General features: G+C 71.5%; 20 protein-coding genes. 4 read left to right on the top strand and 16 right to left on the bottom strand.

Annotation, left to right across the window (positions count from 1 at the left end):
- Nucleotides 1-94: 94 nt before the first annotated feature.
- The 16 genes from IG78_RS0118145 to rsmH form a co-directional block, all read right to left on the bottom strand.
- Nucleotides 95-1,312: a DivIVA domain-containing protein gene (locus IG78_RS0118145; RefSeq protein WP_030564398.1), complete on the bottom strand. Its 1,218-nt coding sequence runs from the start codon at nucleotides 1,310-1,312 to the stop codon at nucleotides 95-97.
- A gap of 55 nt (nucleotides 1,313-1,367) precedes the next feature.
- A complete protein-coding gene (locus IG78_RS0118140; protein WP_030564396.1) occupies nucleotides 1,368-1,652 on the bottom strand; it encodes a YggT family protein in 285 nt (94 codons plus the stop codon).
- An 80-nt stretch (nucleotides 1,653-1,732) separates the two neighbouring features.
- Nucleotides 1,733-2,380: a cell division protein SepF gene (locus tag IG78_RS0118135; RefSeq protein ID WP_030564394.1), complete on the bottom strand. Its 648-nt coding sequence runs from the start codon at nucleotides 2,378-2,380 to the stop codon at nucleotides 1,733-1,735.
- A gap of 129 nt (nucleotides 2,381-2,509) precedes the next feature.
- Entirely contained in the window at nucleotides 2,510-3,229 is a 720-nt protein-coding gene (locus IG78_RS0118130; RefSeq protein ID WP_030564392.1) for a YggS family pyridoxal phosphate-dependent enzyme, read from the bottom strand.
- 6 nt (nucleotides 3,230-3,235) lie between these two features.
- Nucleotides 3,236-3,976, bottom strand: coding sequence for a peptidoglycan editing factor PgeF (gene pgeF / locus IG78_RS0118125; protein ID WP_030564390.1), 741 nt, complete (start codon nucleotides 3,974-3,976; stop codon nucleotides 3,236-3,238).
- Nucleotides 3,973-5,205 carry a cell division protein FtsZ gene (gene ftsZ / locus IG78_RS0118120; protein WP_030564388.1) on the bottom strand — a complete coding sequence of 411 codons (1,233 nt, stop codon included), beginning with the start codon at nucleotides 5,203-5,205 and terminating at the stop codon, nucleotides 3,973-3,975. The genes pgeF and ftsZ overlap by 4 nt, the downstream gene beginning before the upstream one ends.
- Before the next feature lie 275 nt (nucleotides 5,206-5,480).
- A complete protein-coding gene (locus tag IG78_RS0118115) occupies nucleotides 5,481-6,317 on the bottom strand; it encodes a cell division protein FtsQ/DivIB (RefSeq protein WP_030564386.1) in 837 nt (278 codons plus the stop codon).
- 15 nt (nucleotides 6,318-6,332) lie between these two features.
- Entirely contained in the window at nucleotides 6,333-7,427 is a 1,095-nt protein-coding gene (gene murG / locus IG78_RS0118110) for an undecaprenyldiphospho-muramoylpentapeptide beta-N-acetylglucosaminyltransferase (RefSeq protein WP_030564384.1), read from the bottom strand.
- 6 nt (nucleotides 7,428-7,433) lie between these two features.
- Entirely contained in the window at nucleotides 7,434-8,747 is a 1,314-nt protein-coding gene (ftsW, locus tag IG78_RS0118105) for a putative lipid II flippase FtsW (protein ID WP_030564381.1), read from the bottom strand.
- A gap of 301 nt (nucleotides 8,748-9,048) precedes the next feature.
- Nucleotides 9,049-10,476: a UDP-N-acetylmuramoyl-L-alanine--D-glutamate ligase gene (murD, locus tag IG78_RS0118100; RefSeq protein WP_030564379.1), complete on the bottom strand. Its 1,428-nt coding sequence runs from the start codon at nucleotides 10,474-10,476 to the stop codon at nucleotides 9,049-9,051.
- Nucleotides 10,458-11,528: a phospho-N-acetylmuramoyl-pentapeptide-transferase gene (mraY, locus tag IG78_RS0118095; protein ID WP_030564377.1), complete on the bottom strand. Its 1,071-nt coding sequence runs from the start codon at nucleotides 11,526-11,528 to the stop codon at nucleotides 10,458-10,460. The genes murD and mraY overlap by 19 nt, the downstream gene beginning before the upstream one ends.
- Nucleotides 11,525-12,955: a UDP-N-acetylmuramoyl-tripeptide--D-alanyl-D-alanine ligase gene (locus IG78_RS0118090; RefSeq protein WP_030564375.1), complete on the bottom strand. Its 1,431-nt coding sequence runs from the start codon at nucleotides 12,953-12,955 to the stop codon at nucleotides 11,525-11,527. Before IG78_RS0118090 ends, mraY begins: the two co-directional genes overlap by 4 nt.
- Nucleotides 12,956-12,959: 4 nt before the next feature.
- Complete coding sequence (locus tag IG78_RS0118085; RefSeq protein WP_078965550.1) at nucleotides 12,960-14,726, bottom strand: UDP-N-acetylmuramoyl-L-alanyl-D-glutamate--2,6-diaminopimelate ligase; 1,767 nt, start codon at nucleotides 14,724-14,726, stop codon at nucleotides 12,960-12,962.
- A gap of 113 nt (nucleotides 14,727-14,839) precedes the next feature.
- Complete coding sequence (locus tag IG78_RS0118080; RefSeq protein ID WP_037686295.1) at nucleotides 14,840-16,660, bottom strand: peptidoglycan D,D-transpeptidase FtsI family protein; 1,821 nt, start codon at nucleotides 16,658-16,660, stop codon at nucleotides 14,840-14,842.
- 200 nt (nucleotides 16,661-16,860) lie between these two features.
- Nucleotides 16,861-17,520 (bottom strand): cell division protein FtsL, encoded by a 660-nt coding sequence (gene ftsL, locus IG78_RS42255; protein ID WP_037686292.1) that lies wholly within the window; start codon nucleotides 17,518-17,520, stop codon nucleotides 16,861-16,863.
- A 146-nt stretch (nucleotides 17,521-17,666) separates the two neighbouring features.
- Nucleotides 17,667-18,623 carry a 16S rRNA (cytosine(1402)-N(4))-methyltransferase RsmH gene (rsmH, locus tag IG78_RS0118070; RefSeq protein ID WP_078965546.1) on the bottom strand — a complete coding sequence of 319 codons (957 nt, stop codon included), beginning with the start codon at nucleotides 18,621-18,623 and terminating at the stop codon, nucleotides 17,667-17,669.
- Nucleotides 18,624-19,094: 471 nt separating this feature from the next.
- On the opposite strand from rsmH, the gene IG78_RS0118065 reads away from it, so the two are divergent.
- The 4 genes from IG78_RS0118065 to IG78_RS0118050 all read left to right on the top strand — a co-directional run bounded on the left by IG78_RS0118065 (nucleotide 19,095) and on the right by IG78_RS0118050 (nucleotide 24,861).
- Nucleotides 19,095-19,658, top strand: coding sequence for a beta-class carbonic anhydrase (locus IG78_RS0118065; protein ID WP_030564364.1), 564 nt, complete (start codon nucleotides 19,095-19,097; stop codon nucleotides 19,656-19,658).
- Nucleotides 19,659-19,938: 280 nt separating this feature from the next.
- Nucleotides 19,939-20,958 (top strand): AAA family ATPase, encoded by a 1,020-nt coding sequence (locus IG78_RS0118060; RefSeq protein WP_030564362.1) that lies wholly within the window; start codon nucleotides 19,939-19,941, stop codon nucleotides 20,956-20,958.
- Entirely contained in the window at nucleotides 20,958-22,340 is a 1,383-nt protein-coding gene (locus tag IG78_RS0118055) for a DUF58 domain-containing protein (RefSeq protein ID WP_037686290.1), read from the top strand. Before IG78_RS0118060 ends, IG78_RS0118055 begins: the two co-directional genes overlap by 1 nt.
- Before the next feature lie 55 nt (nucleotides 22,341-22,395).
- Nucleotides 22,396-24,861, top strand: coding sequence for a transglutaminase TgpA family protein (locus IG78_RS0118050; RefSeq protein WP_030564358.1), 2,466 nt, complete (start codon nucleotides 22,396-22,398; stop codon nucleotides 24,859-24,861).
- Nucleotides 24,862-24,878 lie beyond the last annotated feature (17 nt).

Genomic DNA, 24,878 nt, shown 5'->3' with positions numbered 1-24,878 from the left:
AACGCGGGCGTGCGCACAAAAGGGCGGAGCCCCCGGAAAACACCGGGGGCTCCGCCCTGTAAAACTGCCGACGCCTAGGGCGTACTGAGGGCCGTCAGTTGTCGTCCTCATCAATGAGGAACCCACGCATCGGAGACGGAGCCTGCTGCATGGGCTGCTGCCCCTGCGGCCGCACCGGCGCCATCGGCTGCGTCATCGCCGGCGACATCTGCTGCTGCCCACCGTAGGACGGCGCGCCCGGGGACTGGTTGCCCCCCATCGACTGGTTGCCGCCGTAGGACGGGGCACCCGCGCCGGCCGATGCCATGGAAGGCGTCGGGGACGGCGGCAGCGAGGCGGTCGCCGGAGTCCGCGGCGGGGCCAGCGAGTCATCGGCCTGCGTCTCGAGCTGACGAAGCTGCGACTCCAGGTAGGACTTCAGACGCGTGCGGTACTCACGCTCGAAGCCCCGCAGGTCCTCGACCTTGCGCTCCAGCGTGGCGCGGGCGGACTCCAGGGAGCCCATCGCGACGCGGTGCTTCTCCTGCGCGTCCCGCTCCAGGGCGTCGGCCTTGGCACGGGCGTCCCGCTCCAGCCCCTCGGCGCGCGAACGGGCCTCGCCGACGATCTTGTTGGCCTCGGAACGGGCCTCCGCGATCGCCTGGTCGGCGGTCTGCTGCGCGAGGGAGAGGACACGGGCGGCGCTGTCGCCGCCGGGGCCCTGTCCGGGCTGGGGCATCTGCGGACCGTGGCCGCCCATGGGACCGCCCATCGGGCCACCCATCTGACCCTGACCCATCGGACCCTGGCCCATCGGACCCGGACCCTGACCCATCGGGCCCTGGCCCATCTGACCCTGGCCCATCTGCCCCTGACCCATTTGACCCTGACCCATCTGGCCCTGGCCCTGCGGACCACCCTGCGGGCCGTGCCCACTGGGTCCCGCGGGCAACTGCGGCGCACCGCCCGGAAGCTGCGGCGGACCGCCCATCGGGTGCTGCTGCTGCGGCGGCACCGGCTGCGGACCCGATATTGCGGCGGGCACGGGGGCGCCGGGGCCGCGCTGGTCCTGCGGGCCCTCGGGTCCACCGGGGCCGCCGGGGCCACCAGGACCGCCGGGACCCTTGCGCATGCCGCCCTGCTGCTGGTTCTGCGCGGCGGCACGCGTGGCCGCGGCCAGCTTGGCGCGCAGGTCCTCGTTCTCGCGGAGCAGACGGGTCAGTTCGGCCTCGACCTCATCTAGGAAGGCATCGACCTCGTCCTCGTCATAGCCTTCTCGGAGGCGGACGGTCGTGAACTGCTTGTTCCGCACGTCCTCGGGGGTCAGCGGCATCTCTTCACCTCAACGTATTCGTCGGCATTCGGCAAGAACGTAGTTGACATCGCGCTCACAGCTTGCTCACGACGGTGATCAGGATGTAGACGATGATCATCAACACGAAGAAGGACAGGTCGAGCGCCACGCCCCCGAGACGCAGCGGCGGAATGAACCGCCGCAGAAGCTTGAGCGGTGGATCGGTGACAGTGTAGGTGGCCTCCAGAACGACCACCATCGCCTTGCCGGGTTGCCATGAGCGGGCGAACTGGAAGACGTAGTCCATGACCAGTCGGAAGATCAGCACGATGAGGAAACACATCAACGCGATATGGATCACTTGCAGGACCACGCCCATGTTCGCGTTTCCCTCTCCCCTGTTCTCAGTCGAGTTCGTGCCGTGTCGATCCGATGATTGCTGTCTACTGCACGTGCGTCTCAGCTCTGGTTGAAGAACCCGCCCTCTGCGATGCGGGCCTTGTCCTCCGCCGTGACATCGACGTTAGCAGGCGACAACAGGAACACCTTCTGTGTCACTCGTTCGATACTGCCATGCAGACCGAAGACAAGACCGGCCGCAAAGTCGACAAGTCGCTTCGCGTCCGTGTCGTCCATCTCCGTCAAGTTCATGATCACCGGGGTGCCTTCGCGGAAGTGTTCCCCGATGGTACGGGCTTCGTTGTAGGTCCGGGGGTGGAGTGTGGTGATGCGGTAGGGCTCACGCTCGGACACGACCTTGGGCATGATCACCGGTGCGTTCTTCTCCAGGCTCTGGCGTTCGGGTGTGATGGATGCCACGGGGGCGATTCGTGCCGGACGTCCCGATTCAGCGGGGAGCGAAGCGGCGCGGGGCGCCGGGTCGCGCGGCGCCGGCGGCTGTACCACTCGTACCGATTCATCCCGATCCAAGTCCCGGTCCGACAGGTGGGACTGGTGCGACTGGTGCGGCGGCTCGTGCCGCCGGCGGTCGCGCTCCGGCTCCGGCTCGGGCTCGAAATCGTCGTCGGGGTCGAATCCCCGACCGTCGTAACCGTCGTCCTCCACGAGGCCGAGGTAGACCGCCATCTTGCGCATCGCGCCGGCCATGCTCTGAGTCCTCCGCTCTGTGGTGGATCGAGAGGTCCGTCGTCATCAACTGCCCGCGATCCACGAGGTATCCCCGCCGAACTGCGGGAATGACCATATTTTCTGCTGTGGTCCGACTTCTTGGCGACGTTACCCGAGCCCGCGTCGGACTCCGAGTACCGCCGTACCGACGCGCACATGTGTCGCACCGGCCGCCACAGCCTCTTCGAGGTCCGCACTCATCCCTGCCGACACCATGTTCGCAGTTGGATGGGTCACGCGCAGGGCAGTCGACAAATCCATCAGCCGCTCGAACGCCGCCCGTTGCCGGCCCGCGTACTCCCCGGTGAGCGGCGCGACAGTCATCAGACCGTCGAGCCGAAGCCCCGGTGCTCCGGCCACCGCCGCCGCCAACTCCTCGATCCCGTCCGGCGCCACCCCGCCGCGGTCGCCCCGGCCTCCGACCCCCGCGTCCAGTGCGACCTGGAGCAGACAGCCGATCTCGCGCCCGGCGCGCACGGCGTCCTTCGACAGGGCCGTGACCAGCTTGGTCCTGTCGACCGACTGCACCACGTCCGCGTAACCGACCACGGAACGCACTTTGTTGGTCTGCAACTGACCCACGAAGTGCCAGTCGAGGGGCAGATCCGAGCAGGCGGCGGCCTTCGGGGCGGCGTCCTGGTCGCGGTTCTCGGCCACGTGGCGCACGCCGAGTTCCGAGAGAAACCGCACATCGCTCGCGGGGTAGGTCTTGGTGACCACGATCAGGGTCAGTTCCTCGCGCTTGCGGCCCGCGGCCGCACAGGCCGCCGCAATGCGCTCTTCCACTTTCGCCAGATTTGCGGCGAGTTCCGCCTTACGGTCCGTCATGCCTCATCAGTCCAGCCAGACATAGCCCGCGAGCCGACCGGTCGTGCGGTCGCGGCGGTACGAGAAGTGGTCACCCGACTCGAGCGTGCACACCGGCGACTGCTCCCGGTCGCGCACTCCGAGCCGGTCGAGCTGGGCGTGCACTCCGGCGGTCACGTCGACCGCGGGCGTGCCCCAGCTCGTCTCGGCGTACGCCGCGGGTTCCACGGCGGCCACGTCGGCGCGCAGGTCCGCGGGCACTTCGTAACAACGGCCGCAGACCGCGGGCCCCGTGCGGGCCACGATCCGCTCCGGCCTCGCGCCGAGGCCCACCATGGCCTCGACGGCCGCGGGCACCACCCCGGCGACCATGCCGGGGCGCCCGGCGTGCGCGGCCGCGGTGACTCCCGCGACCGGGTCGGCGAGCAGCACCGGAGTGCAGTCGGCGGTGAGCACCGCGAGAGCGAGGCCGCGCCGGGCGGTGACCACGGCGTCGACCGCCGGGATCTCCTGCTCGGCGGACCAGGGCGCGTCGACCACCGCGACGTCCCGGCCGTGCACCTGCCTCATCCAGACCACGCGCGCGGGGTCGAGGGCGAGGCTCTTGGCGGCCAGTTCGCGGTTGCGGTGTACGGCTTCGGGGTCGTCGCCGACCGCGCCGCCGAGGTTGAGCGCCTCGTACGGAACGGCGCTCACCCCGCCCCACCTGTCGGTGAAGGCGAAGTGCGCGCCGCTCGCGGTGCTCGTGGTGGAGCGCTGGTCTATCACTTCAGGAAGTCCGGCACGTCCAGCTCCTCGGCCTGGCTGTCCTGGTGCAGACGCGTCGAGGGGACCTGTGGCGGCGCCGACGGCGACGACGGGGGCTCGCTCGCCTGAGCGGCGGGCTCGGGCTGCTCGGCCGGGGCGGCGGAGTCCTCGCGCGCCGTGACGCTGCCGAGGCCCCCGAACGCCGGGGCGGGGCGGGCCGGTTCGCTCGGCCGGGCCGGGGTGACCGGTTCCTCGCGCTTGGCGGACGCCGAGCCGAGGACGGTGTCCCGCTTGGACGGGGGCTGGCCGCCGTCGAAGCCCGCCGCGATGACGGTGACCCGCACCTCGTCGCCGAGGGCGTCGTCGATGACCGCGCCGAAGATGATGTTCGCCTCCGGGTGCGCGGCCTCGCTGACCAGTTGGGCGGCTTCGTTGATCTCGAACAGGCCGAGGTCGGAGCCGCCGGAGATGGAGAGCAGGACGCCCCGGGCGCCGTCGATGGACGCCTCCAGGAGCGGTGAGGAGATCGCCATCTCGGCCGCCGCCACGGCGCGGTCGTCGCCGCGGGCCGAGCCGATGCCCATGAGCGCCGAACCCGCCTCGGACATGACCGACTTGACGTCGGCGAAGTCGAGGTTGATCAGGCCGGGCGTGGTGATGAGGTCGGTGATGCCCTGCACGCCGGAGAGCAGTACCTGGTCGGCCGACTTGAAGGCGTCGAGCACGCTGACCTGGCGGTCCGAGATGGACAGGAGCCGGTCGTTGGGGATGACGATGAGGGTGTCGACCTCTTCGCGGAGCTCGGCGATGCCGTCCTCCGCCTGGTTGGCGCGGCGGCGGCCCTCGAAGGTGAAGGGCCGGGTGACCACGCCGATCGTCAGGGCGCCGAGGGAGCGCGCGATGTTGGCGACCACGGGCGCGCCGCCCGTTCCGGTGCCACCGCCCTCGCCGGCCGTCACGAAGACCATGTCGGCCCCCTTGAGGACCTCCTCGATCTCCTCGCGGTGGTCCTCGGCGGCCTTGCGGCCGACGGCCGGGTTGGCTCCGGCGCCGAGTCCGCGGGTGAGTTCCCGGCCGACGTCGAGCTTGACGTCGGCGTCGCTCATCAACAGGGCTTGCGCGTCGGTGTTGATGGCGATGAACTCGACGCCCTTGAGACCGACCTCGATCATCCGGTTGATGGCATTGACACCACCGCCGCCGACACCGATGACTTTGATGACTGCGAGGTAGTTCTGCGGTGCTGCCACGTCGAAGGCCTCTCGCCTCGAGTTACGTGTCGTCGTCTCGCACTGCCGCGAAACGTCGACTGATGCCGAATGGGACGGTCCGAACGCCGACCCGAACCCTAACGCTGAAGTTTAGGGTTACCAGTGTGTCTGTTCCTTGGACTCTTCCGAACAGGACACTAAGTCGACAAGTGGCGCGCGTTCAACGAACACGCCGAACCTCCCGTTTTTCTTTTCACCCTATGTGATCAGGCGGAGCACTGCCCATCCAGGGTGCTGGCCTGCGTCGATGTACGTCAACTCGCGGATGACGCAGGGGCCGTGGGGACGCTCACGTCGAAGTGCCGTGCCTTCGGAACTGCTTTCATGAGCGCGGCAAGTGCCTCGGCCTTCGCGCGCCCCTTCTCGCCACTGCCCCACAGGACCGTGCGCCCGTCGCGCAGCCGCAGCGAGATGGAGTCGTACGAACGGACCTTGACGGCCAGGGTGTCCGCGGCGACGGCGCCCGGCAGGGCGGCCACCACGCGGACGGCCTCGCGGCGCAGCCGCTCGGCGTCGAAGCGGCGGAGGCTGGCACCGGCGCTGCCGTCGGGGTCGGTCGCCATTTCCAGGAGCGGGGTGTCCCGCGGAGCCTTCTCGACCGTGGCGAACCGGACACCCTTCGCATCCACTTCGATGAACTTTCTGCCCTTTTTCATCAGCAGTACCGGAGTGCGCTCCGTCACTTTCAGGCTGATTCCGTGGGGCCAGGAGCGAGTGACAGCAACCGCGTCAATTCGGGGCAATTCTCTCCGCAGCCGCTCCTCGATGGCTCCGGAATCGACCGAAATCAGCGGTCCGCCGAGCGGGACGCCGGCCGCCGCGCGCACCTCGTGCGGCTTGAGCGCCATCGTGCCGGAGGTCGTCACCCGCTCCACCCGCAGCCAGGGCGAGCCGTAGAGCACCCAGGCGCCGCCGCCCACGAGCACGGCGAGCGCGGCCGTCACGACGATCAGGGTGCGCAGCCGCAGACCCCCCGGCAGCCGCGACAGGCGCGGCAGCCGCGGGCGGCGGGGGCGCGGGCGGGACGGGCGGGACGGCCCAGAACCGGCCCCCCGTCGTTCGGCGGTCGTCGGTCCGGCCCGTCCGGCCACTGTCCCTGCCTTCTCTCACGCGCTGCGGCGTGACGCAATCGCCTCGTACACCATGTTGACGAGGAGGTCGTCGGCGTCCCTGCGCCCGAACTCCGAGGCGGCGCGGGACATCTCGTACAGCCGGTGCGGGTCGGCGAGTACGGGCAGGACATTGCCCTGGACCCACTCGGGCGTCAGTTCCGCGTCGTCGACCAGCAGTCCGCCACCGGCCTTGACCACCGGCTGGGCGTTCAGCCGCTGTTCGCCGTTGCCGATGGGCAGCGGGACGTAGGCGGCGGGCAGCCCGACGGCGGACAGCTCGGCGACGGTCATCGCGCCCGCACGGCAGAGCATCATGTCCGCCGCGGCGTACGCGAGGTCCATCCGGTCCACGTACGGTACCGGGATGTAGGGGGGCATCCCGGGCATGTTCTCCACGTACGGCATTTCGTTCTTCGGGCCGACCGCGTGCAGGATCTGGATGCCCGCCCGCTGGAGGACCGGAGCGACCTGCTGGACGACCTCGTTCAGGCGCCGGGCGCCCTGGGAGCCGCCGGAGACGAGCAGCGTGGGCAGGTTCGGGTCGAGGCCGAACGCGGCGCGGGCCTCGGGGCGGACCCGGGCGCGGTCGAGCAGCGCGATGGTGCGGCGCAGCGGGATGCCGATGTAGCGCGAGCCGCGCAGCTTGCTGTCGGGGGTGGAGACCGCGACCCCCGAGGCGTACCGGGAGCCGATCTTGTTGGCCAGACCGGGGCGCGCGTTGGCCTCGTGCACCACGATCGGCACTCCCGCGCGCTTGGCAGCGAGATAGCCGGGCAGCGCCACATAGCCGCCGAAGCCCACCACGCAGTCGGCCTTGGTGCGCTCCAGGATCTGCTCGGCCGCCTTGATGGTGCCGCGCAGCCGGCCCGGCACCGTGATCAGCTCGGGCGTGGGCTTGCGCGGCAGGGGTACGGCGGGGATCAGGGCGAGTTCATAGCCCCGCTCGGGTACGAGTCGGGTCTCGAGGCCGCGCTCCGTGCCCAGGGCCGTGATCCCCACGGTCGGGTCCTGCCTGCGCAGGGCGTCCGCGAGGGCGAGCGCAGGCTCGATGTGGCCGGCGGTCCCCCCACCGGCGAGTACGACATGCACCGAAATTCACCGCTCTCCGGACGAGCGCGCCTTGACGCGCCGTCGCATCGTGTTCCATCTCACCCGAGGTTGCCGCATGGCCAGGGCCGCCTTCGCCGCCGGTTCCTCACGCGCGAAGGCGATGAGGAGCCCGATGGCGAACATGGTCGGCAGCAGGGCCGAGCCCCCGTAGGAGAACAGCGGGAGCGGGACACCGGCGATCGGCAGCAGACCGAGCACCGCACCGACATTGATCACGGCCTGGGCCGTGATCCAGGTGGTCACGCCTCCCGCGGCGTACCTCACGAAGGGGTCCTCCGTGCGTCCGGCCACGCGGATACCCGCATAGCCTAGAGCCGCGAACAGGGCGAGGACCGACAGTGTCCCCGCCAGACCGAGTTCCTCACCGGTGATGGCGAAGATGAAGTCGGTGTGCGGTTCGGGCAGTTGACCCCATTTTTCCACACTCGCGCCGAGGCCGGAACCGAAGAATCCGCCGGAGGCCAGGGCGTAGATGCCGTGCACGGCCTGCCAGCACTGGTCGCTCGGCCCGGGATCGGTGGCGCCGATGCAGCCGAGCCGGGCCATGCGGTTGGGGCTCGTTTTGATGAGGATCACACCGAGGACGGCGGCGATGCTCAGCACACCGGCGAACAGCCGCGTCGGCGCCCCTGCCAGCCACAGCAGGCCGAAGAGGATCGCGGTGAGGATGATGGCCGTCCCCATGTCGCCGCCCAGCATGATCAGGCCAAGCAGTATGAAGGTGACGGGAACGAGCGGCACCAGCATGTGTTTCCACTGGGTGAGCAGGCGCTTGTCCTGTTTCCGCGCCAGCAGGTCCGCGCCCCAGAGCACCAGGGCGAGCTTGCCGAACTCACTGGGCTGGAGCTGGAAGGGACCGCCCAGATAGATCCAGTTCTGATTGCCGTTGACGCTGCGCCCTATCCCCGGGATCTGTACGAGCACCATCAGGAAGACGGAAGCGGCGAGCATCGGGTAGGAGAGCGCCCGGTGCAGCTTCACCGGCACCCGCATGGCCACGAGCAGCAGTCCCGCGCCGAGCACCGCGGCCACGAACTGCTTGCGGAAGAAGTAGGACGCGGGCAGGTTGAGCTGCAGCGCCTGGATCATCGACGCCGAGTAGACCATCACCAGGCCGAGCGCGGTGATCAGCAGACTGCTGCCGAAAATCAGGTAGTACGCCGTCAGCGGCCGGTCCCAGGCCCGCCGGGCCCGGAGGTACAACTGCCGCAGCGGGCTCACGGTGGCCGCCGGGGCGGTGCGCGGGCGCGGGGGGCGCTTGGGGGTGCGCGGCGTGCGCACAGGAGCTCGTCCGGGCATCAGCGAGCCCCCGTACCGAGGGCCACAGGTTGCGTACCGGCGGCTACCGGTCCCGCACCGAGGGCCACCGGTCCCGTACCGCCGAGGGCCACAGGTCCCGTACCGGCGGCCACCGGTCCCGTACCAAGGGCCACCGGTCCCGTACCGAGGGCCTCAGGCCCCCTCCCGGCGGCCGCGCGGCCCGTCCCGGCTCCCGGCCGTCCACGGAACCCCCGCCACGACGGCGTACGAACGCTTGCCACGGCTGCCACGTGCCCTCCTTCGGGTGCCGGGCGCCCCCGGACCACCGCTGGGCCCGCCGTCAGGCGCTCGCGCCGAGTTCGCGGACGGCTGCCGCGAACGCGTCACCACGCTTGTTGTAGTTGGTGAACATGTCCATCGACGCACAGGCGGGCGCCATCAGGACGGTGTCTCCCGGCCCCGCGAGCCGTGCCGCCTGCCGTACCGCCTCGGACATCGCACCAGTGTCCGTCCGGTCGAGGTCCACGACCGGGACCTGCGGGGCGTGTCGCGCGAGCGCTTCGCTGATCAGCGCGCGGTCGGCGCCGATCAGGACGACGCCCTTGAGCCGCGCGGCGGCACCGGCCACCAACTCGTCGAAGGTGGCGCCCTTGGCGAGGCCACCGGCGATCCACACGATCGACTCGTAGGAGCCCAACGACGCCTGCGCGGCGTGGGTGTTGGTGGCCTTGGAGTCGTCGATGTACGCGACCCCGTCGACATCGGCCACGTGCTCCATGCGGTGGGCGTCCGGGCGGAAGGCGCGCAGGCCCTCACGGACCGCGGACGCGGGCACGCCGTAGGCGCGGGCGAGGGCGGCGGCGGCCAGGGCGTTGGCGATGTTGTGCGGCGCGGGCGGCCGTACGTCCGCGATCTCCGCGAGTTCCTGGGCCTGCTTCTGGCGGTCCGGCACGAAGGCACGGTCGACCAGGATGCCGTCCACGACTCCCAGTTGGGAGGGGGCGGGCGCGTTCAGCGTGAAACCGATGGCCCGGCAGCCCTCTTCGACGTCGGCGTCGCGGACCAGGTCCTCGGTGGCCTTGTCCGCGACGTTGTAGACACAGGCCACCTGGTTGCCCTCGTAGACGCGGCCCTTGTCGGCGGCGTACGCCTCCATGGAGCCGTGCCAGTCGAGGTGGTCGGGCGCCAGGTTCAGGACCGCCGCGGAGTGCGCGCGCAGCGAGGGCGCCCAGTGCAACTGGTAGCTGGAGAGCTCGACCGCGAGGACGTCGTACTCCTGCTCGCCCGTGACGACGTCGAGGAGCGAGACACCGATGTTGCCGACGGCGGCGGTGCGCAGGCCCGCCGCCTCCAGGATGGAGGCGAGCATCCGTACGGTCGTGGTCTTGCCGTTGGTGCCCGTGACCGCCAACCACGGCGCCGCGTCCTCGCCGCGCAGGCGCCAGGCCAGCTCGACGTCGCCCCACACCTCGACACCCGCAGCGGCAGCCGCGGCGAAGAGGGGCTTGTCGGGCTTCCAGCCGGGTGTGGTGACGACCAGGTCGGTGCCCTCCGGCAGGGTAGCGCCGTCGCCGAGGCGGACGGTGATGCCCGCGGCCTCCAGCTCGGCGGCCTGCGTACGGGAACGCTCGTCGTCCCCGTCGTTGACGACCGTGACCCTCGCGCCGAGGCCGCTGAGGACCCGGGCCGCCGGGATGCCGGAGACGCCGAGGCCCGCGACGGTGACGTGCCTGCCCTGCCAGTCGGTGGTCACTTGGTGGCCGCCCACCCTGCGTAGAAGAGTCCGAGTCCGACGATCACGCACATGCCCTGGATGATCCAGAACCGGACCACCACAAGGACTTCGGACCACCCCTTGAGTTCGAAGTGGTGCTGGAGTGGCGCCATCCGGAAGACCCGCTTCCCGGTCATCCGGAACGATCCGACCTGGATGACGACCGACATGGTGATCAGGACGAAGAGACCACCGAGGAGGGCGAGCAGCAGTTCGGTGCGGGAGCAGATCGCGAGGCCCGCGAGCGCGCCGCCGAGGGCGAGGGAACCGGTGTCACCCATGAAGATCTTCGCGGGCGAGGTGTTCCACCACAGGAAGCCGAAGCAGGCGCCCATCAGCGCGGAGGCCACGACGGCGAGGTCGAGCGGGTCCCTGACCTCGAAACACGCCTCCGGGTTGGTGAGCGTGTTGGCGTTGGCGCAGGACTCCTGGTACTGCCAGACACCGATGAAGGTGTAGGCGCCGAAGACCATCACGGAGGCACCGGTGGCGAGGCCGTCGAGGCCGTCGGTGAGGTTCACGCCGTTCGACATCGCGAGGATCATGAACAGCGCCCAGACCACGAACAGGACCGGGCCGATCGACCAGCCGAAGTCCGTGACGAACGACAGCTTGGTGGAGGCCGGGGTCTGGTTGCGGTTGTCCGGCCAGTTCAGCGCGAGCACGGCGAAGCCGATGCCGACGATCAACTGGCCCGCCATCTTCGCCTTGGCGCGCAGACCGAGCGAACGCTGCTTGACGATCTTGATGTAGTCGTCGAGGAAGCCGACCAGGCCCATGCCCGCCATCAGGAAGAGCACCAGGAGGCCGGAGAGCGTGAACTCCCCGCCGGTGATGAACTTCGTGAGGAAGTACGCGATGAGCGTGGCCAGGATGAAGGCGATACCACCCATGGTCGGCGTACCGCGCTTGCTGTGGTGCTCGCGCGGACCGTCGTCCCGGATGAACTGGCCGTAGCCCTTGCGGGCCAGGAGCTTGATCAGCAGGGGCGTACCGACCAGGGTCAGGAAGAGCCCGATCACACCTGCGAAGAGGATCTGCCTCATCGGCCGGCGACCTGCCCCTCCGAAGACGCGGCGGAGTCGTCGAGCAGCGCCAGGGCGACCCGCTCGAGACCGACCGATCTGGACGCCTTCACCAGCACGACGTCTCCTGGGCGCAGCTCGCTGCGCAGCAGGTCGATCGCCGCCTGTGCGTCGGACACGTGCACCGACTCCTCACCCCACGAACCCTCGTTGTATGCGCCCAGTTGGAGCCAGGACGCTTCCCTGCCCCCGACTGCCACGAGCTTGTTCACGTTCAGCCGGACGGCAAGGCGTCCGACCGCGTCGTGCTCGGCGAGCCCGTCGTCACCCAGCTCGGCCATGTGACCGAGCACCGCCCACGTGCGTCCTCCGCCGGCCTGTCCGGCCCTGCCCATGGCCGCGAGCGCGCGCAGGGCGGCTCGCATGGACTCGGGGTTCGCGTTGTAGGCGTCGTTGACGACCGTCACACCGTCCGGGCGCTCGGTGACCTCCATACGCCAGCGGGACAGCGTGCCCGCCTCGGAGAGCGCGAGGGCGATCTCGTCCACGGACATGCCAAGGTCATGGGCGACGGCGGCCGCGGCGAGCGCGTTCGACACGTGGTGCTCACCGTACAGGCGCAGCCGCACGTCGCTGCACCCGGAGGGTGTGGTCAGCGTGAAGGCGGGTTGTCCGTTCTCGGTGAGCCGGACATTCTCGGCGCGTACGTCGGCGTCGTCGGCCTCTCCGAAGAGCAGCACCCTGGCCTTCGTGCGCGTGGCCATCGCGCGGACGAGGGGGTCGTCGGCGTTGAGGATCGCCGTGCCGTCGGCGGGCAGCGCCTCGACGAGCTCACCCTTTGCTTGCGCGATCTGCTCCCGGCCGCCGAACTCGCCGATGTGGGCGGTGCCGACGTTCAGGACCAGGCCGATCCGCGGCGGTGTGAGGCCGGTGAGGTAGCGGATGTGGCCGATGCCGCGGGCGCCCATCTCCAGGACGAGGAACTTGGTCTCGTCGGTGGCGCTCAGCGCGGTCAGGGGCAGGCCGATCTCGTTGTTGAACGAGCCCGGCGTCCACACCGTGGGCGCCTTGCGGCCGATGACCTGGGCGATCAGATCCTTGGTGCTCGTCTTGCCCGCGGACCCGGTGAGGGCGACCGGAATCGCGCCGAGCCGGGCGACGACGTGCCTCGCGAGGGCACCGAGCGCCGTCTGCACATCGTCGACGACGATCGCGGGCACCCCGCACGGCCGCGAGCCGAGCACGGCGACCGCGCCCGCGCCCACGACCTGGGCGGCGTAGTCGTGCCCGTCGACGCGCTCGCCCACGAAGGCGGCGAACAGGGCGCCTGGCTGCACCTCACGGGAGTCCTTGACGACCGGTCCGGTGACCTGGGCCTGCGGATCCGGTATGTCGTACGTCTGCCCGCCGACGACGGTGGCGATCTCGGCGAGGGAGAGGGCGATCACAACTTCATCCCTGGGTTTGCTCGATAGCTTCGCGAAGCACTTGGCGGTCGTCGAAGGGACGGACCACTCCGGCGATGTCCTGGCCCTGCTCGTGCCCCTTGCCCGCGACGAGAACGGTGTCGCCGGGTTCGGCCCGGGCGACGGCCGCGCGGATGGCGGCGGCCCTGTCCTCGAACACGGCGACGTCGCCGCGCTCGTGGGCGGGCACCTCGGCGGCGCCCGCGAGCATCGTCGCGAGGATGGCGAGGGGGTCCTCGCCGCGGGGGTTGTCCGAAGTCAGTACGGCGGTGTCGGCGAGCCGGGCCGCGGCCGCGCCCATCGGCTTCCGCTTGGTCCGGTCGCGGTCGCCGCCGCAGCCGAGCACGATCGTGAGGCGGCCCTCGGTGACCTTGCGCAGCGCGCGCAGGACCGAGTCGACGGCGTCCGTCTTGTGGGCGTAGTCCACGACGGCGAGGTAGGGCTGGCCCGCGTCGACGCGCTCCAGGCGGCCGGGGACGCCCGCGACGGCCCCGACGCCGTCGGCGGCCCGCTGCGGGTCGAGCCCGGCGACGGCGAGCGCCACGATCGCGGCGAGCGTGTTGGCGACGTTGAAGGGCCCCGCGAGCGGCGACTTGGCGGCGATCCGCTCGCCCTTGGGTCCGACGGCGGTGAACGTCGAGTCGAGGGGGCCGACTTCGACGTCCTCGGCGCGCCAGTCGGCGTCGGGGTGGCCCTCGGCGGAGAAGGTGGTGACGGGGATCTCGGACTCGGTCACGAGCCTGCGGCCGTACTCGTCGTCGAAGTTGACCACGCCGAGCCGCGCGCGCCGTTTCGTGAACAACTGCGCCTTGGCCTGGAAGTAGTCCTCCATGCCGGAGTGGAACTCCATGTGCTCCGGGCTGAGGTTGTTGAAGACGGCGACGTCGAAGACGCACCCGTCGACCCGGCCGAGCACCAGGGCGTGGCTGGAGACCTCCATCGCGACCGCCTCGACGCCGCGTTCGCGCATCACCGCGAAGAGCGCCTGCAGGTCGGTGGCTTCGGGCGTGGTGCGCTCCGACTTGATGCGCTCCTCGCCGATGCGCATCTCGACGGTGCCGATGAGGCCCACCCGGCGCCCACCACCGCCCTCGGCCGACTGCGCTTCGCGCCCGTCCCCAGAACTCTGGCGGACGCCCTTCAGGCCGCCCTCGATGAGGTACGCCGTGGTGGTCTTGCCGGAGGTGCCGGTGATGCCGATCTGGAGCAGATCGCGGCCGGGCCTGCCGTACACCGTGGCGGCGAGCTCGCCCATACTGCCGCGCGGGTCGGCGACGACGAGCACCGGCAGTCCCGTGGCGGCGGCGCGGTCGGCGCCCGTCGGGTCGGTGAGGACGGCGGCGGCGCCGAGGTCGGCGGCCTGCGCGACGAAGTCGGCGCCGTGCATACGGGCGCCGGGCAGGGCGGCGTAGAGATCACCGGGACGCACCGCACGCGAGTCGTGCGTGATGCCGGTGATGGCGGCGTCCGTGCCCGGGGCCGCGGCCCCAAGCTGATCGGCGAGCTCCGCGAGGGGGGTGGCGGAGACCTGCGTCGGCCTCGGCGGACCCGGGTGGTTCACGGGAGCGTCCTTCTGAGTGGTTTGGGACTGATCAGCGTGTGGCACGGCGGTGAGCGTACCGGGCGTACCCGCCCCAGAGCCAAAAGGGAGGGGTCCGGGCGTAGTGCGGTCGGTCCCGGGGATGGGCGCGGGGCCGCTCGTCGGGCGGTGTGTCGCGGCCCGGTTCCCCGGGTCCGGGGTGATCGTCGTCACGGGCTTTTCCTGTTCGGGTGTCCGTTCCGGTCCGTTCCGGTCCGTTCGGTCTGTTCCGGTCCGTTCGGTCTGTTCCGGTCCGTTCGGTCTGTTCCGGTCCGTTCGGTCTGTTCCTAGCGGCCGTTCGCGGGCCGTCCCGGGGTCTCCGGCTTGCCGGGGCTGAACGTCACCGGCAGGCGCGCGGGGGCCTTGCCGGTGGGCGGGACCTGGAGCGTCTTGAGGGCGAACTGCATGACCTTCTTGTAGATGGGACCGCAGATCTGACCGCCGAAGTAGCTCCCCTCGGTGGCGTTCTGGATGACGCAGTAGACGGTGACGCGCGGCTTGTCGGCGGGGGCGAAGCCGGCGAAGGACGAGGTGTAGCCGTGGTAGCGGCCGGTCTTGGGGTCGACCCGGTTGGCCGTGCCGGTCTTGCCCGCGACGCGGTAGCCGGGGATGCGGGCCTTGGTCCCCGTGCCCTGCTCGTCGTCGACGACGGACTCCAGCATCTGGGCGACGGTCCGCGCGGTCCTGTCGCTGACGACCCGGGTCTTCTTGGGTGCGGGCGCCGGCGTGAAGCGGCCGTCGGGCCCCTTGGTGCCGCGCACCAGGGTCGGTTCGACGCGTACGCCGCCGTTGGCGATGGTCGAGTACACCGAGGCGGCCTGCATCGCGTTGATGGAGACGCCCTGGCCGAAGGGGATGGTGAACTGCTGGGACGTCGACCACTTGGCGGGCGGCGCGAGGATGCCGGAGGTCTCGCCGGGGAAGCCGAGCCCGGTCTTCTTGCCGATGCCGAACTTCCGCAGATACGAGTAGAGGCTCTCGTTGGCCTGCTTCTGGGTCTCGCCGAGTTCGCCGGTGGCGAGGATGGTGCCGATGTTGCTGGACTTGGCGAGCACGCCGTTGAGCGTGAGGTACCAGGTCGGGTGGTCGATGTCGTCCTGGAAAAGACGGTCCCCGCGGTGCAGACGGTTGGGCACGGTCACGCGGGTGCCGGGGGTGGCGGCGTTCTCCTCCAGGACTGCGGCCATCGACATGATCTTGGCGGTGGAGCCGGGTTCGAAGGCGTCCTGGAGTGCGGCGTTGCCGAGGCTCGTGCCCCGGGCCTGGGAGATGTCGTTGGGGTCGAAGCCGGGTGCGTTGGCCATGGCGAGGATCTCGCCGGTCCTGGTGTCCTGTACGAGGACGTAACCGCGGTCCGCACGGGACTTTTCGACCTGCTCGGTGATGGCGTCCTCCGCGGCCCACTGGATGTCGCGGTCGATGGTCAGCTCGACGTCCGAGCCGGGCACGGCGGGCTTCTCCGTGCTGCCCGCGGTGGGCACCCGCAGGCCGCCCGACTGGGCGTAGCGGATCTCGCCCTGCTTGCCCGCGAGTTCCTTGTTGAGCTGCTGCTCGACGCCGCCGCCGCCCTTGCCGTCGGCGTTGACCCAGCCCAGTATCCCGGCGGCGAGCCCGTCGTTCGGGTACACCCGCTTGCTGGTGGGCACGGCGAAGACGCCCCCGAGGACGTTGACCGCCCCCGGGTCGGCGCTCGCCTTGTCCGCGAGGGCGGTGCGCAGGTCCTTGATCTGCTTCCAGACCTGCGGTGTCGCGCGCCGGGCGAGCAGTGTGAAGCGCGACTTAGGCGTGCGCAGCTTCTCGGCGATCTCGTCGGTGTCCTTGTCGATGATCGGCGCGAGCAGCGCGGCGGCCTGCTCGGGCGCGTCGCCGGTCTTCGTCTCCTTCCGCGTGAAGAGCGAGGGGTCGGCGGTGATGTCGTACGCGTCCACGCTGGTGGCGAGTTCGACGCCGCTGCGGTCGGTGATGGCCCCGCGCTCGGCGGCGAGCTTGTGGCTGGAGTACCGGTTCTTCTCCGCCTTTGCGGCGTACACGTCGGCGTCCACGGCCTGCACCTGGAGGAGCCGCACCACGAAGGCGAGCATCACCAGGGTCAGACCGAGGCTGACCATGCGCAGCCGAGGCCGCGGGCTGCCCAGGCGGATGGTCTTGGGGGCCTTGTTCCTCGGTCCCCGTCCGGGCGGACGGGGGCCGCGCGCGGCGGGCGGGCGCGCTCCCGGGTCCGGCCTGCGCCGGTCTGCGGGGCGGGCGGGGCGTGCGGGGCCGGGGACCCGGCGCCGTGGGGGTGGCGGTTGGCGGTCCGTCACTTACGTCACCTGCCGGGAGTCGTGGGGGTCGGCCGCTCGGCGGAGACCGGCGGCCGGGGCGCGCCGCCCGCGGCGGCGGAGGCCGGTGCCGACGGTCCTGCGGCCGCGCTCGGGGAGCCCGTCGCGGGCGGCTGCGGGGAGGGCGTGACCGGCTGCCGAGCGGAAGTGGAAGCGGAGGCGGAGGCGGAAGGGGAAGGGAAGGCGGACGTCACGCCCGGCGGCGGTGCCGGGAACGCCGGGGACGCGAGGAGCGGGGGCAGGACGGCGGGCTGCCGGGCCGCCGACGGGCGGACGGCGGCACCCTGGGCGGCACCGGGGACGCCGCGGACCTTGCCGTCGGGGCCGAGGAAGGCGGGGTCGCCGCCCGGGACCATGCCGAGTTCACGGGCGCGGCGCTGGAGGGCGTCCGGGGCGGCGTACTTGTCCACGTCCTTCTGGAGGGCCTGTTCCTCGTCGGTCAGCTCCTGGGTCTCCTTCTTGAGCTTCGTGAGCTGGAAGGAGCCCTCGTTGAGCGAGGAGTTGAGCAGCAGGAGCGTGATCAGGCCGCCGCCGAGCAGCAGCACGACCAGGAGCACGAAGGGGGTGCGGGCGGCTTGGCTCGGGGCCGCGGGCAGCAGTTGGGCGAGCCGCGCCGCCCTCCCCCGCAGCTCGGGCTTCTTGCTCATCGGGCCTCCTTGCGGACGCGGCTCATGGTGCCTCTCCGAAGAGAAGGGGCCTCTCCGAAGAGTGGGCCTTCCTGAAGTGCGGGGCCTCCCCGAAGAAGGGGACCTCTCCGAAGAGGCCGCTCACGTGGCTACCTCGCGGCGGGGTCTCACAGCGCGTCCTCGCGGATGCGCTCGGCACCCCGCAGCCGGGCCGGCGCGGCCCGGCGGTTCTCGGCGATCTCTTCGTCCGTGGGCAGTTCGGCGCCGCGCGTGAGCAGCTTGAGCCGCGGCTGGTACTGCTCGGGTACGACCGGCAGACCGGGGGGCGCGGTGGTGGCGGCGCCCGCCGCGAGCACCTGCTTGACAAGGCGGTCCTCCAGCGAGTGGTACGAGAGGACGGCGATGCGGCCGCCGACGGCGAGCGTCTTCACGGCCGCGGGAATGGCCTGCTCCAGGACGCTCAGCTCGCCGTTGACCTCGATGCGCAGGGCCTGGAAGGTGCGCTTGGCGGGGTTGCCGCCGGTGCGCTTGGCGGCCTGCGGCAGCGCGTCACGGATCAGCTCGACGAGCCGGGCGCTGTTGCTGAACGGCTCCTTCTCGCGCTCGCGCACGACGGCGGACACGATCCGCTTGGCCTGCTTCTCCTCGCCGTACGCGCGCAGGATCCGCACCAGGTCGCCTGGCGGGTAGGTGTTGAGCACCTCGGCCGCGCTGACGCCGGTCGTCTGGTCCATGCGCATGTCGAGCGGGGCGTCCTGGGCGTAGGCGAAGCCGCGGTCGGCCTCGTCGAGCTGCATGGAGGAGACGCCGAGGTCGAACAGGACGCCCTGCGCGCGCGGGATGCCGAGCCTGGCGAGGACCTCGGGCAGTTCGTCGTAGACCGCGTGCACCAGGGTGGCCCGGTCGCCGTAGGGGGCGAGACGCTCGCCGGACAGGCGCAGCGCCTCCTTGTCGCGGTCCAGGGCGACGAGCCGGGCCGAGGGGAAGGCGGCGAGCAGTGCCTCGCTGTGCCCGCCGAGCCCGAGGGTGCAGTCGACGACGACCGCTCCCGGCTCCGCGAGCGCCGGGGCCAACAGGTCCAGGCACCGCTGGAGCATCACCGGGACATGTCGGGCAGAACTCACTGCACCCTCTCAGGGTCCGGCGCGGTCGCCGTGCGCACGGCCGGGTCCCCACCCGCTCCTGAAGGGGAATCCGGCTGGCCGGCGCCGGGGAAGTGGCGTCGGCCGACCGGGAGCGGGAGGAGGCCGAGCCGTACGTACGCGCCGCGCACGTGGGGGGACTCAATGGAAATCTCCGGAACCGCCCGGGAAGCTCCGGAGCGGTCCAGCGGGGCGGAGACCAGGAAGGAGGCCGAGCGGACTCCACTCCCGCTTCGCGTCACTTTAGTCCACCGTGTCTCGCGGTCAATCAACTGGCCTGCGCGGCGCGGCCCGGCCCCGCCGGGAGCGGCCGTTCGCTCCCGGAGAGCGCGCGTCACCTGTTCGGACGCGCCATCGCCGCCCCTGTGGGTTCCCTCACAACAACGCTCCAAGGCGTTCTTTGTCCGCTCTCACAGCAGGCTCACACGCCCCGTGACCATTACCGTCATAGTCATGACGACTTCCGCATCAGTACCCACAGGTCCCGAAGGCGCCATACGCACCGGTGGTGCGGGCGAGGACGGCACGGTCACCGACCGTCTCGTCAAGGCCAACGCGCGCTATGCCGCGGACTTCACGGACCCGGGCATGGACGCCCGCCCGGTGCTGCGGGTCGCCGTGGTGGCCTGCATGGACGCCCGCCTCGACCTGCACGCCGCGCTCGGCCTCGAACTGGGCGACTGTCATACGATCCGCAACGCCGGCGGCGTGGTCACCGATGACGTCCTGCGGTCCCTGACCATCAGCCAGCGGGCGCTCGGCACCCGCAGCGTGGCCCTCATCCACCACACCGGCTGCGGCCTGGAGTCCCTCACGGAGGAGTTCCGGCACGACCTGGAGATGGAGGTCGGCCAGCGGCCGGCCTGGGCGGTGGAGTCGTTCCGCGACGTCGACCAGGACGTGCGCCAGTCCATGCAGCGGGTGCGGACGTCGCCGTTCCTCCTGCACACCGACGACGTGCGCGGATTCGTCTTCGACGTGAAGACGGGGCTGCTGCGCGAGATCGACCCTGCGTGACCGCGTCGACCCTGAGTGACCGCCGCGTGGTGGGTACCGGACAATCTCCGGTACCCAAACACGGCAAGAACGGACATATCGCCGCCAGTTGTCCACAGGCAAGTGACACGAACCGGTAAGCCCAACAAGAATGCGTGTGTGGCGTCACGCTGAACCATTCCCGCGTGGTGTCCGTGTTTCGGGGTGGGCCCGGTCCGTACGAGAGCGTCGGCCCGGGGAAACCATGAAAGAGGTATCCCTTGCTCCTTGCCGAGCGTGGGGAAGGGCCGAGGAGGGCCGGGTGACGACCTATGACGATCGAGCGAGCCTCACAGATCTGACCACGACCGCGGAGCGTGTCCGCAGGTCGATCGAGGGTGTGATCGAGGGCAAGCCGGAGGTCGTACGGCTTTCGCTGACCGTGCTCCTGGCGGAGGGGCACCTGCTCATCGAGGATGTACCGGGCGTGGGCAAGACGATGCTCGCCAAGGCGCTCGCACGGTCCATCGACTGTTCGGTGCGGCGCATCCAGTTCACGCCGGACCTGCTGCCGTCGGACATCACCGGTGTGTCCATCTTCGACCAGCAGCGCCGTGACTTCGAGTTCAAGCCGGGCGCGATCTTCGCGCAGATCGTGATCGGCGACGAGATCAACCGCGCGTCGCCGAAGACGCAGTCCGCGCTCCTTGAGTCCATGGAGGAGCGCCAGGTCACCATCGACGGGCAGACATACGAACTGCCCAGCCCCTTCATGGTGGTGGCCACCCAGAACCCGGTCGAGATGGAGGGCACGTATCCGCTGCCCGAGGCGCAGCGCGACCGGTTCATGGCCCGGGTGTCGATCGGCTATCCGGGCCCGGAGGCCGAGTTGCAGATGCTGGACGTGCACGGCGGTGTCTCACCGCTGGACGACCTCCAGCCGGTGGCCCACGCGCACGACATCGTGAAGCTCATAGACGCGGTCCGCACGGTCCACGTCTCCGAGGCCGTGCGCAGGTACGCGGTCGACCTGGTCGGCGCGACGCGCACCCACCCGGACCTGAGACTGGGCGCGTCGCCGCGCGCGACGCTGCACCTGCTGCGCGCCGCCAAGGCCTCCGCCGCGCTCAGCGGCCGGGACTTCGCCCTGCCCGACGACGTGCAGGCACTCGCCGTCGCGGTCCTCGCCCACCGCCTGCTGCCCACGGCCCAGGCACAGCTCAACCGCCGCACGGCCGAGTCGGTCGTCCTGGAGATCCTCCAGCGCACCCCCGTCCCGGCGGCCCCCCAGCCGGGCCAGGGCTTCTTCGGCCAGCAGCCGCCCGGCACCCGGGGGCTGTGATGGCCGCCGGGGGGCAGGGCGCGCGGGCCGAGGACGACCGGGGCGGCCTGCGCACGGCGCTGGCCGGTCTGACCACCCGCGGGCGGTCCTTCTTCGCGGCAGGCATCGCGGCGGCCGTGTGCGCCTACGTCCTCGGCCAGAGCGACCTGCTGCGGGTCGGTCTGCTGCTCGCGGTGCTCCCCCTGGTCTGCGCGGCCGTGCTCTACCGCACGCGCTACCGCGTCGCGGGCAGCCGCAGGCTCTCCCCCGCGCGCGTGCCCGCCGGTTCGGAGGCCCGTGTGCACCTGCGGATGGACAACGTCTCGCGTCTGCCCACGGGCCTGCTGATGCTCCAGGACCGGGTGCCGTACGTCCTCGGGCCCCGGCCGCGCTTCGTGCTCGACCGGGTCGAGGCGGGCGGCCGCCGCGAGGTGTCCTACCGCGTGCGCTCGGACCTGCGCGGCCGCTATCCCCTCGGCCCGCTCCAGTTGCGCCTGACCGACCCGTTCGGGATGTGCGAGCTGACCCGCTCCTTCTCCACGTACGACACGCTGACCGTCATCCCGCGCGTGGAGGCACTGCCGCCGGTGCGGCTCACGGGCGAGGCGAAGGGGTACGGCGACGGGCGGCACCGCTCGCTCGCCCTGGCCGGTGAGGACGACGTCATCCCGCGCGGCTATCGCCACGGCGACGACCTGCGCCGCGTCCACTGGCGCTCCACGGCGCGCTACGGCGAGCTGATGGTGCGCCGCGAGGAGCAGCCGCAGCGATCGCGCTGCACGGTGCTCCTGGACACCAGGGACGTGGCCTATGAGGGCACGGGACCCGGCTCGGCCTTCGAGTGGGCCGTGTCCGGCACCGCGTCCACGCTGGTGCACATGCTCGAACGCGGCTTCTCGGTCCGCCTTTTGACCGACACCGGCAACTCGCTGCCCGGGGACGGCGCGGACGGCTTCGCGGGCGCGAACCAGGAGTCGGCGGACGCCGCCGGGCTGATGATGGACACGCTCGCCGTGATCGACCACTCGGACGGCGCGGGGCTCTCGCGCGCGTACGACGTGCTGCGCGGCGGCAACGAAGGCCTCCTGGTGGCCTTCATCGGCGATCTCGACGACGAACAGGCCGCGGTCCTCGCGAAGATGCGCCGGCGCAGCGGCGCGGCGGTCGCCTTCGTCCTGGACGGCGCGGCCTGGGCCCAGGGCCCGGGCGGGACACCGCCCGCGGCGGCGCGGCACCCGGTGCGGCTGCTGCGCGACGCGGGCTGGACGGCGGTCGCGGTGCCTCCGGGCGGCACGCTCGCCGACCTGTGGCGCCAGGCGGACCACCTGCGCACCGGGGCGGGGCCCGCTCCGGTGGCGGGGGCGTTCGGGGCGCCGGGGGCGACGGGCGGGGGCTGGTCATGAGCGGGCGGGTCCGCACGGACGACGAGGGGTTCTCGGTGAGCCCGGGGGGTGCTTCATGAGTGGGCGTACGCGGCTTGCGCTGTGTGCCACCGCCGCCACGCTGATGGCGTCGGGCGCGCTGCTGCCGCTCGTCGACACGTCGGGCTGGATCGTCCAGGCGGCGATCCTCCTCGCCCTGCAGAGCGGGGTCGGGGGGCTCGCGCGCCGGGTGCCCCTCGCGCGCCCGGTCACGGTGGCCGCCCAGGCCCTGGTGTCGCTGCTCTGCCTGACGCTGCTGTTCGCACAGGAGCAGGCTCTCGCCGGGGTGCTCCCGGGTCCCGAGGTCTTCCGCCGGTTCGGCGTGCTCCTGGAGGCGGGCGGCAACGACGTCGGGCGGTACGCCATTCCGGCGCCGCTCACCGACGGCATCCGCCTGATGGTGGTCGGCGGTGTGCTTCTGGTCGGCCTCGCCGTCGACGCGCTCGCGGTGACGTTCCGCACGGCCGCGCCCGCCGGGCTGCCGCTGCTCGCCCTGTACTCGGTCGCGGCGGGTCTCTCCGAGGACGGCGCCGGGTGGCTGTGGTTCCTCCTCGCGGCGGCCGGGTATCTGCTGCTGCTCCTGGCCGAGGGCCGGGACCGGCTCTCCCAGTGGGGTCGCGTGTTCGGCGGGGCCGCGCGGGCGCCGGGGCATCTCTCGGGCGGCCTGGAGACCGACGGCGGCGCCACCGCACCGGTGCGCACGGGCCGCCGGATCGGCGCCGTCGCCCTGGGCGTCGCGCTCGTGGTGCCGCTCGCGCTGCCCTCCCTGGACGGGGGCCTCCTGGACGGCTCCGACGGCCCCGGGGGCGGTGGCGGCAGCGGCGGCGGCACGATCTCCGCGGTGAACCCGCTGGTCGCGCTGCAGGACAGCCTGAACCAGCCGGAGGACCGCCAGGTCATCTCGTACCGGACGAACGCCAAGAACTCGCAGGACATGTATCTGCGGATCGTTTCGCTCGACAAGTTCGACGGCACCACCTGGAAGACCACGGTCCGGGACATCGAGGACATCCCCGGGCGCCTCCCGGACCCGCAGGGCCTGTCCCCGTCCGTCCGCAGGACCGAGATCCAGACGAACATCTCGGCCGACGACCGCTACGCGCAGAACTGGCTGCCGATGCCGTATCCGGCAAGTCAGGTCCGCATCGGCGGGCGCTGGCGGTACGAGCCGGTGGGCCGCACGGTCGTCGGGGACCGCCGCCAGACCACGCGCGGCGCGCAGTACAGCGTGAACAGCCTGGTGGTGGAGCCGACCGCCGAGCAGCTCGCGGCGGCGCCCCCCGCGCCGTCCGGCCTGGCCAGGGAGTTCACCAAGGTGCCGGACTCGCTGCCCTCGGTGGTGGCGGCCACGGCCCGCAAGATCACCGACGGTGCCGCCAACGACTACGAACGCGCGGTGAAGCTGCAGGACTGGTTCGCGTCGGACGGCGGCTTCACGTACAACACGCAGGTCCGGGCGGGCAGCGGGCCCTCGGCCATCGTGCGCTTCCTGGAGCAGAAGGAGGGCTTCTGCGTCCACTTCTCCTTCGCCATGGCGTCGATGGCCCGCACGCTCGGCATCCCGGCGCGCGTCGCGGTGGGCTTCACCCCGGGTTCGGCGCAGGCGGACGGCACCATGTCGGTGGGTCTGCGGGACGCCCACGCGTGGCCCGAGCTGTACTTCGAGGGCGTGGGCTGGACGCGGTTCGAGCCGACGCCCAACCGTGGCTCGGTGCCCGACTACACCCGTGAGGACACGCCGTCCGAGCGGTCCGACGAGTCGGCCGTACCGGCGCCGTCGGACTCGGCGGCACCGTCGCCGACTCCCTCGCAGTCGCAGGACTGCCCGCGCGACATGCAGCGGCAGGGCGGCTGTGCGAGCGCGATGCCGCAGCTCGCGGGCGGCTCCGATGACGACGGGCCGCCGCTCGGCTGGATCGTCGGCGGGTCGCTGCTCGCGCTCCTCGTCCTCGTGGTGCCGCTGTTGCCGATGCTGTGGCGGGCGCGGGTGCGCGCGGTGCGGCTCGGAGGCGGGGCGCGTATCTCGGCGGACGGGGCGCGTTCGGTGCGTTTCGAGGACGGCGGGCGCACTGCGGCGGACGCGGCGGCGGCGCGCACGCTGGCGGCCTGGCAGGAGGTCACCGACACCGCATGGGATCACGGCATCGCCCCGGACGAGTCCCACACCCCGCGGAAGGCGGCTGCCCGGATCGTCCGTGTCGGCGGTCTCGGCCCGGGTCCCGCGGAGTCGGTCCACCGGGTGGCGGCCGCCGTGGAGCAGGTCCTGTACGCGCCGCATCCGCAGCCCGCTCAGGGTCTCGGGGACGATGTGCGGCGGCTGCGGCAGGGTCTGCGTGCCTCGGCGAGCCGTCCGACGCGGCTGCGCGCGACGCTCGCGCCGCGTTCGGCCGCCCGGGTGGTGTGGACGGCGTCGGACCGCTGGTCGGCTTTCACCGCCCGCTGGTCGGAGTGGGCGGCGAGGCGCTGGGCGGCCCTGCGGAAGCCTGCCCGGCAAGGGGGCTGAGCGGGCCGGGCGCGTAC

The sequence above is a fragment of the Streptomyces aureocirculatus genome, assembly GCF_000720475.1.
GTDB classification, from domain to species: Bacteria; Actinomycetota; Actinomycetes; order Streptomycetales; family Streptomycetaceae; genus Streptomyces; species Streptomyces aureocirculatus.
This window is presented reverse-complemented; position numbering and strand designations above follow the sequence as displayed.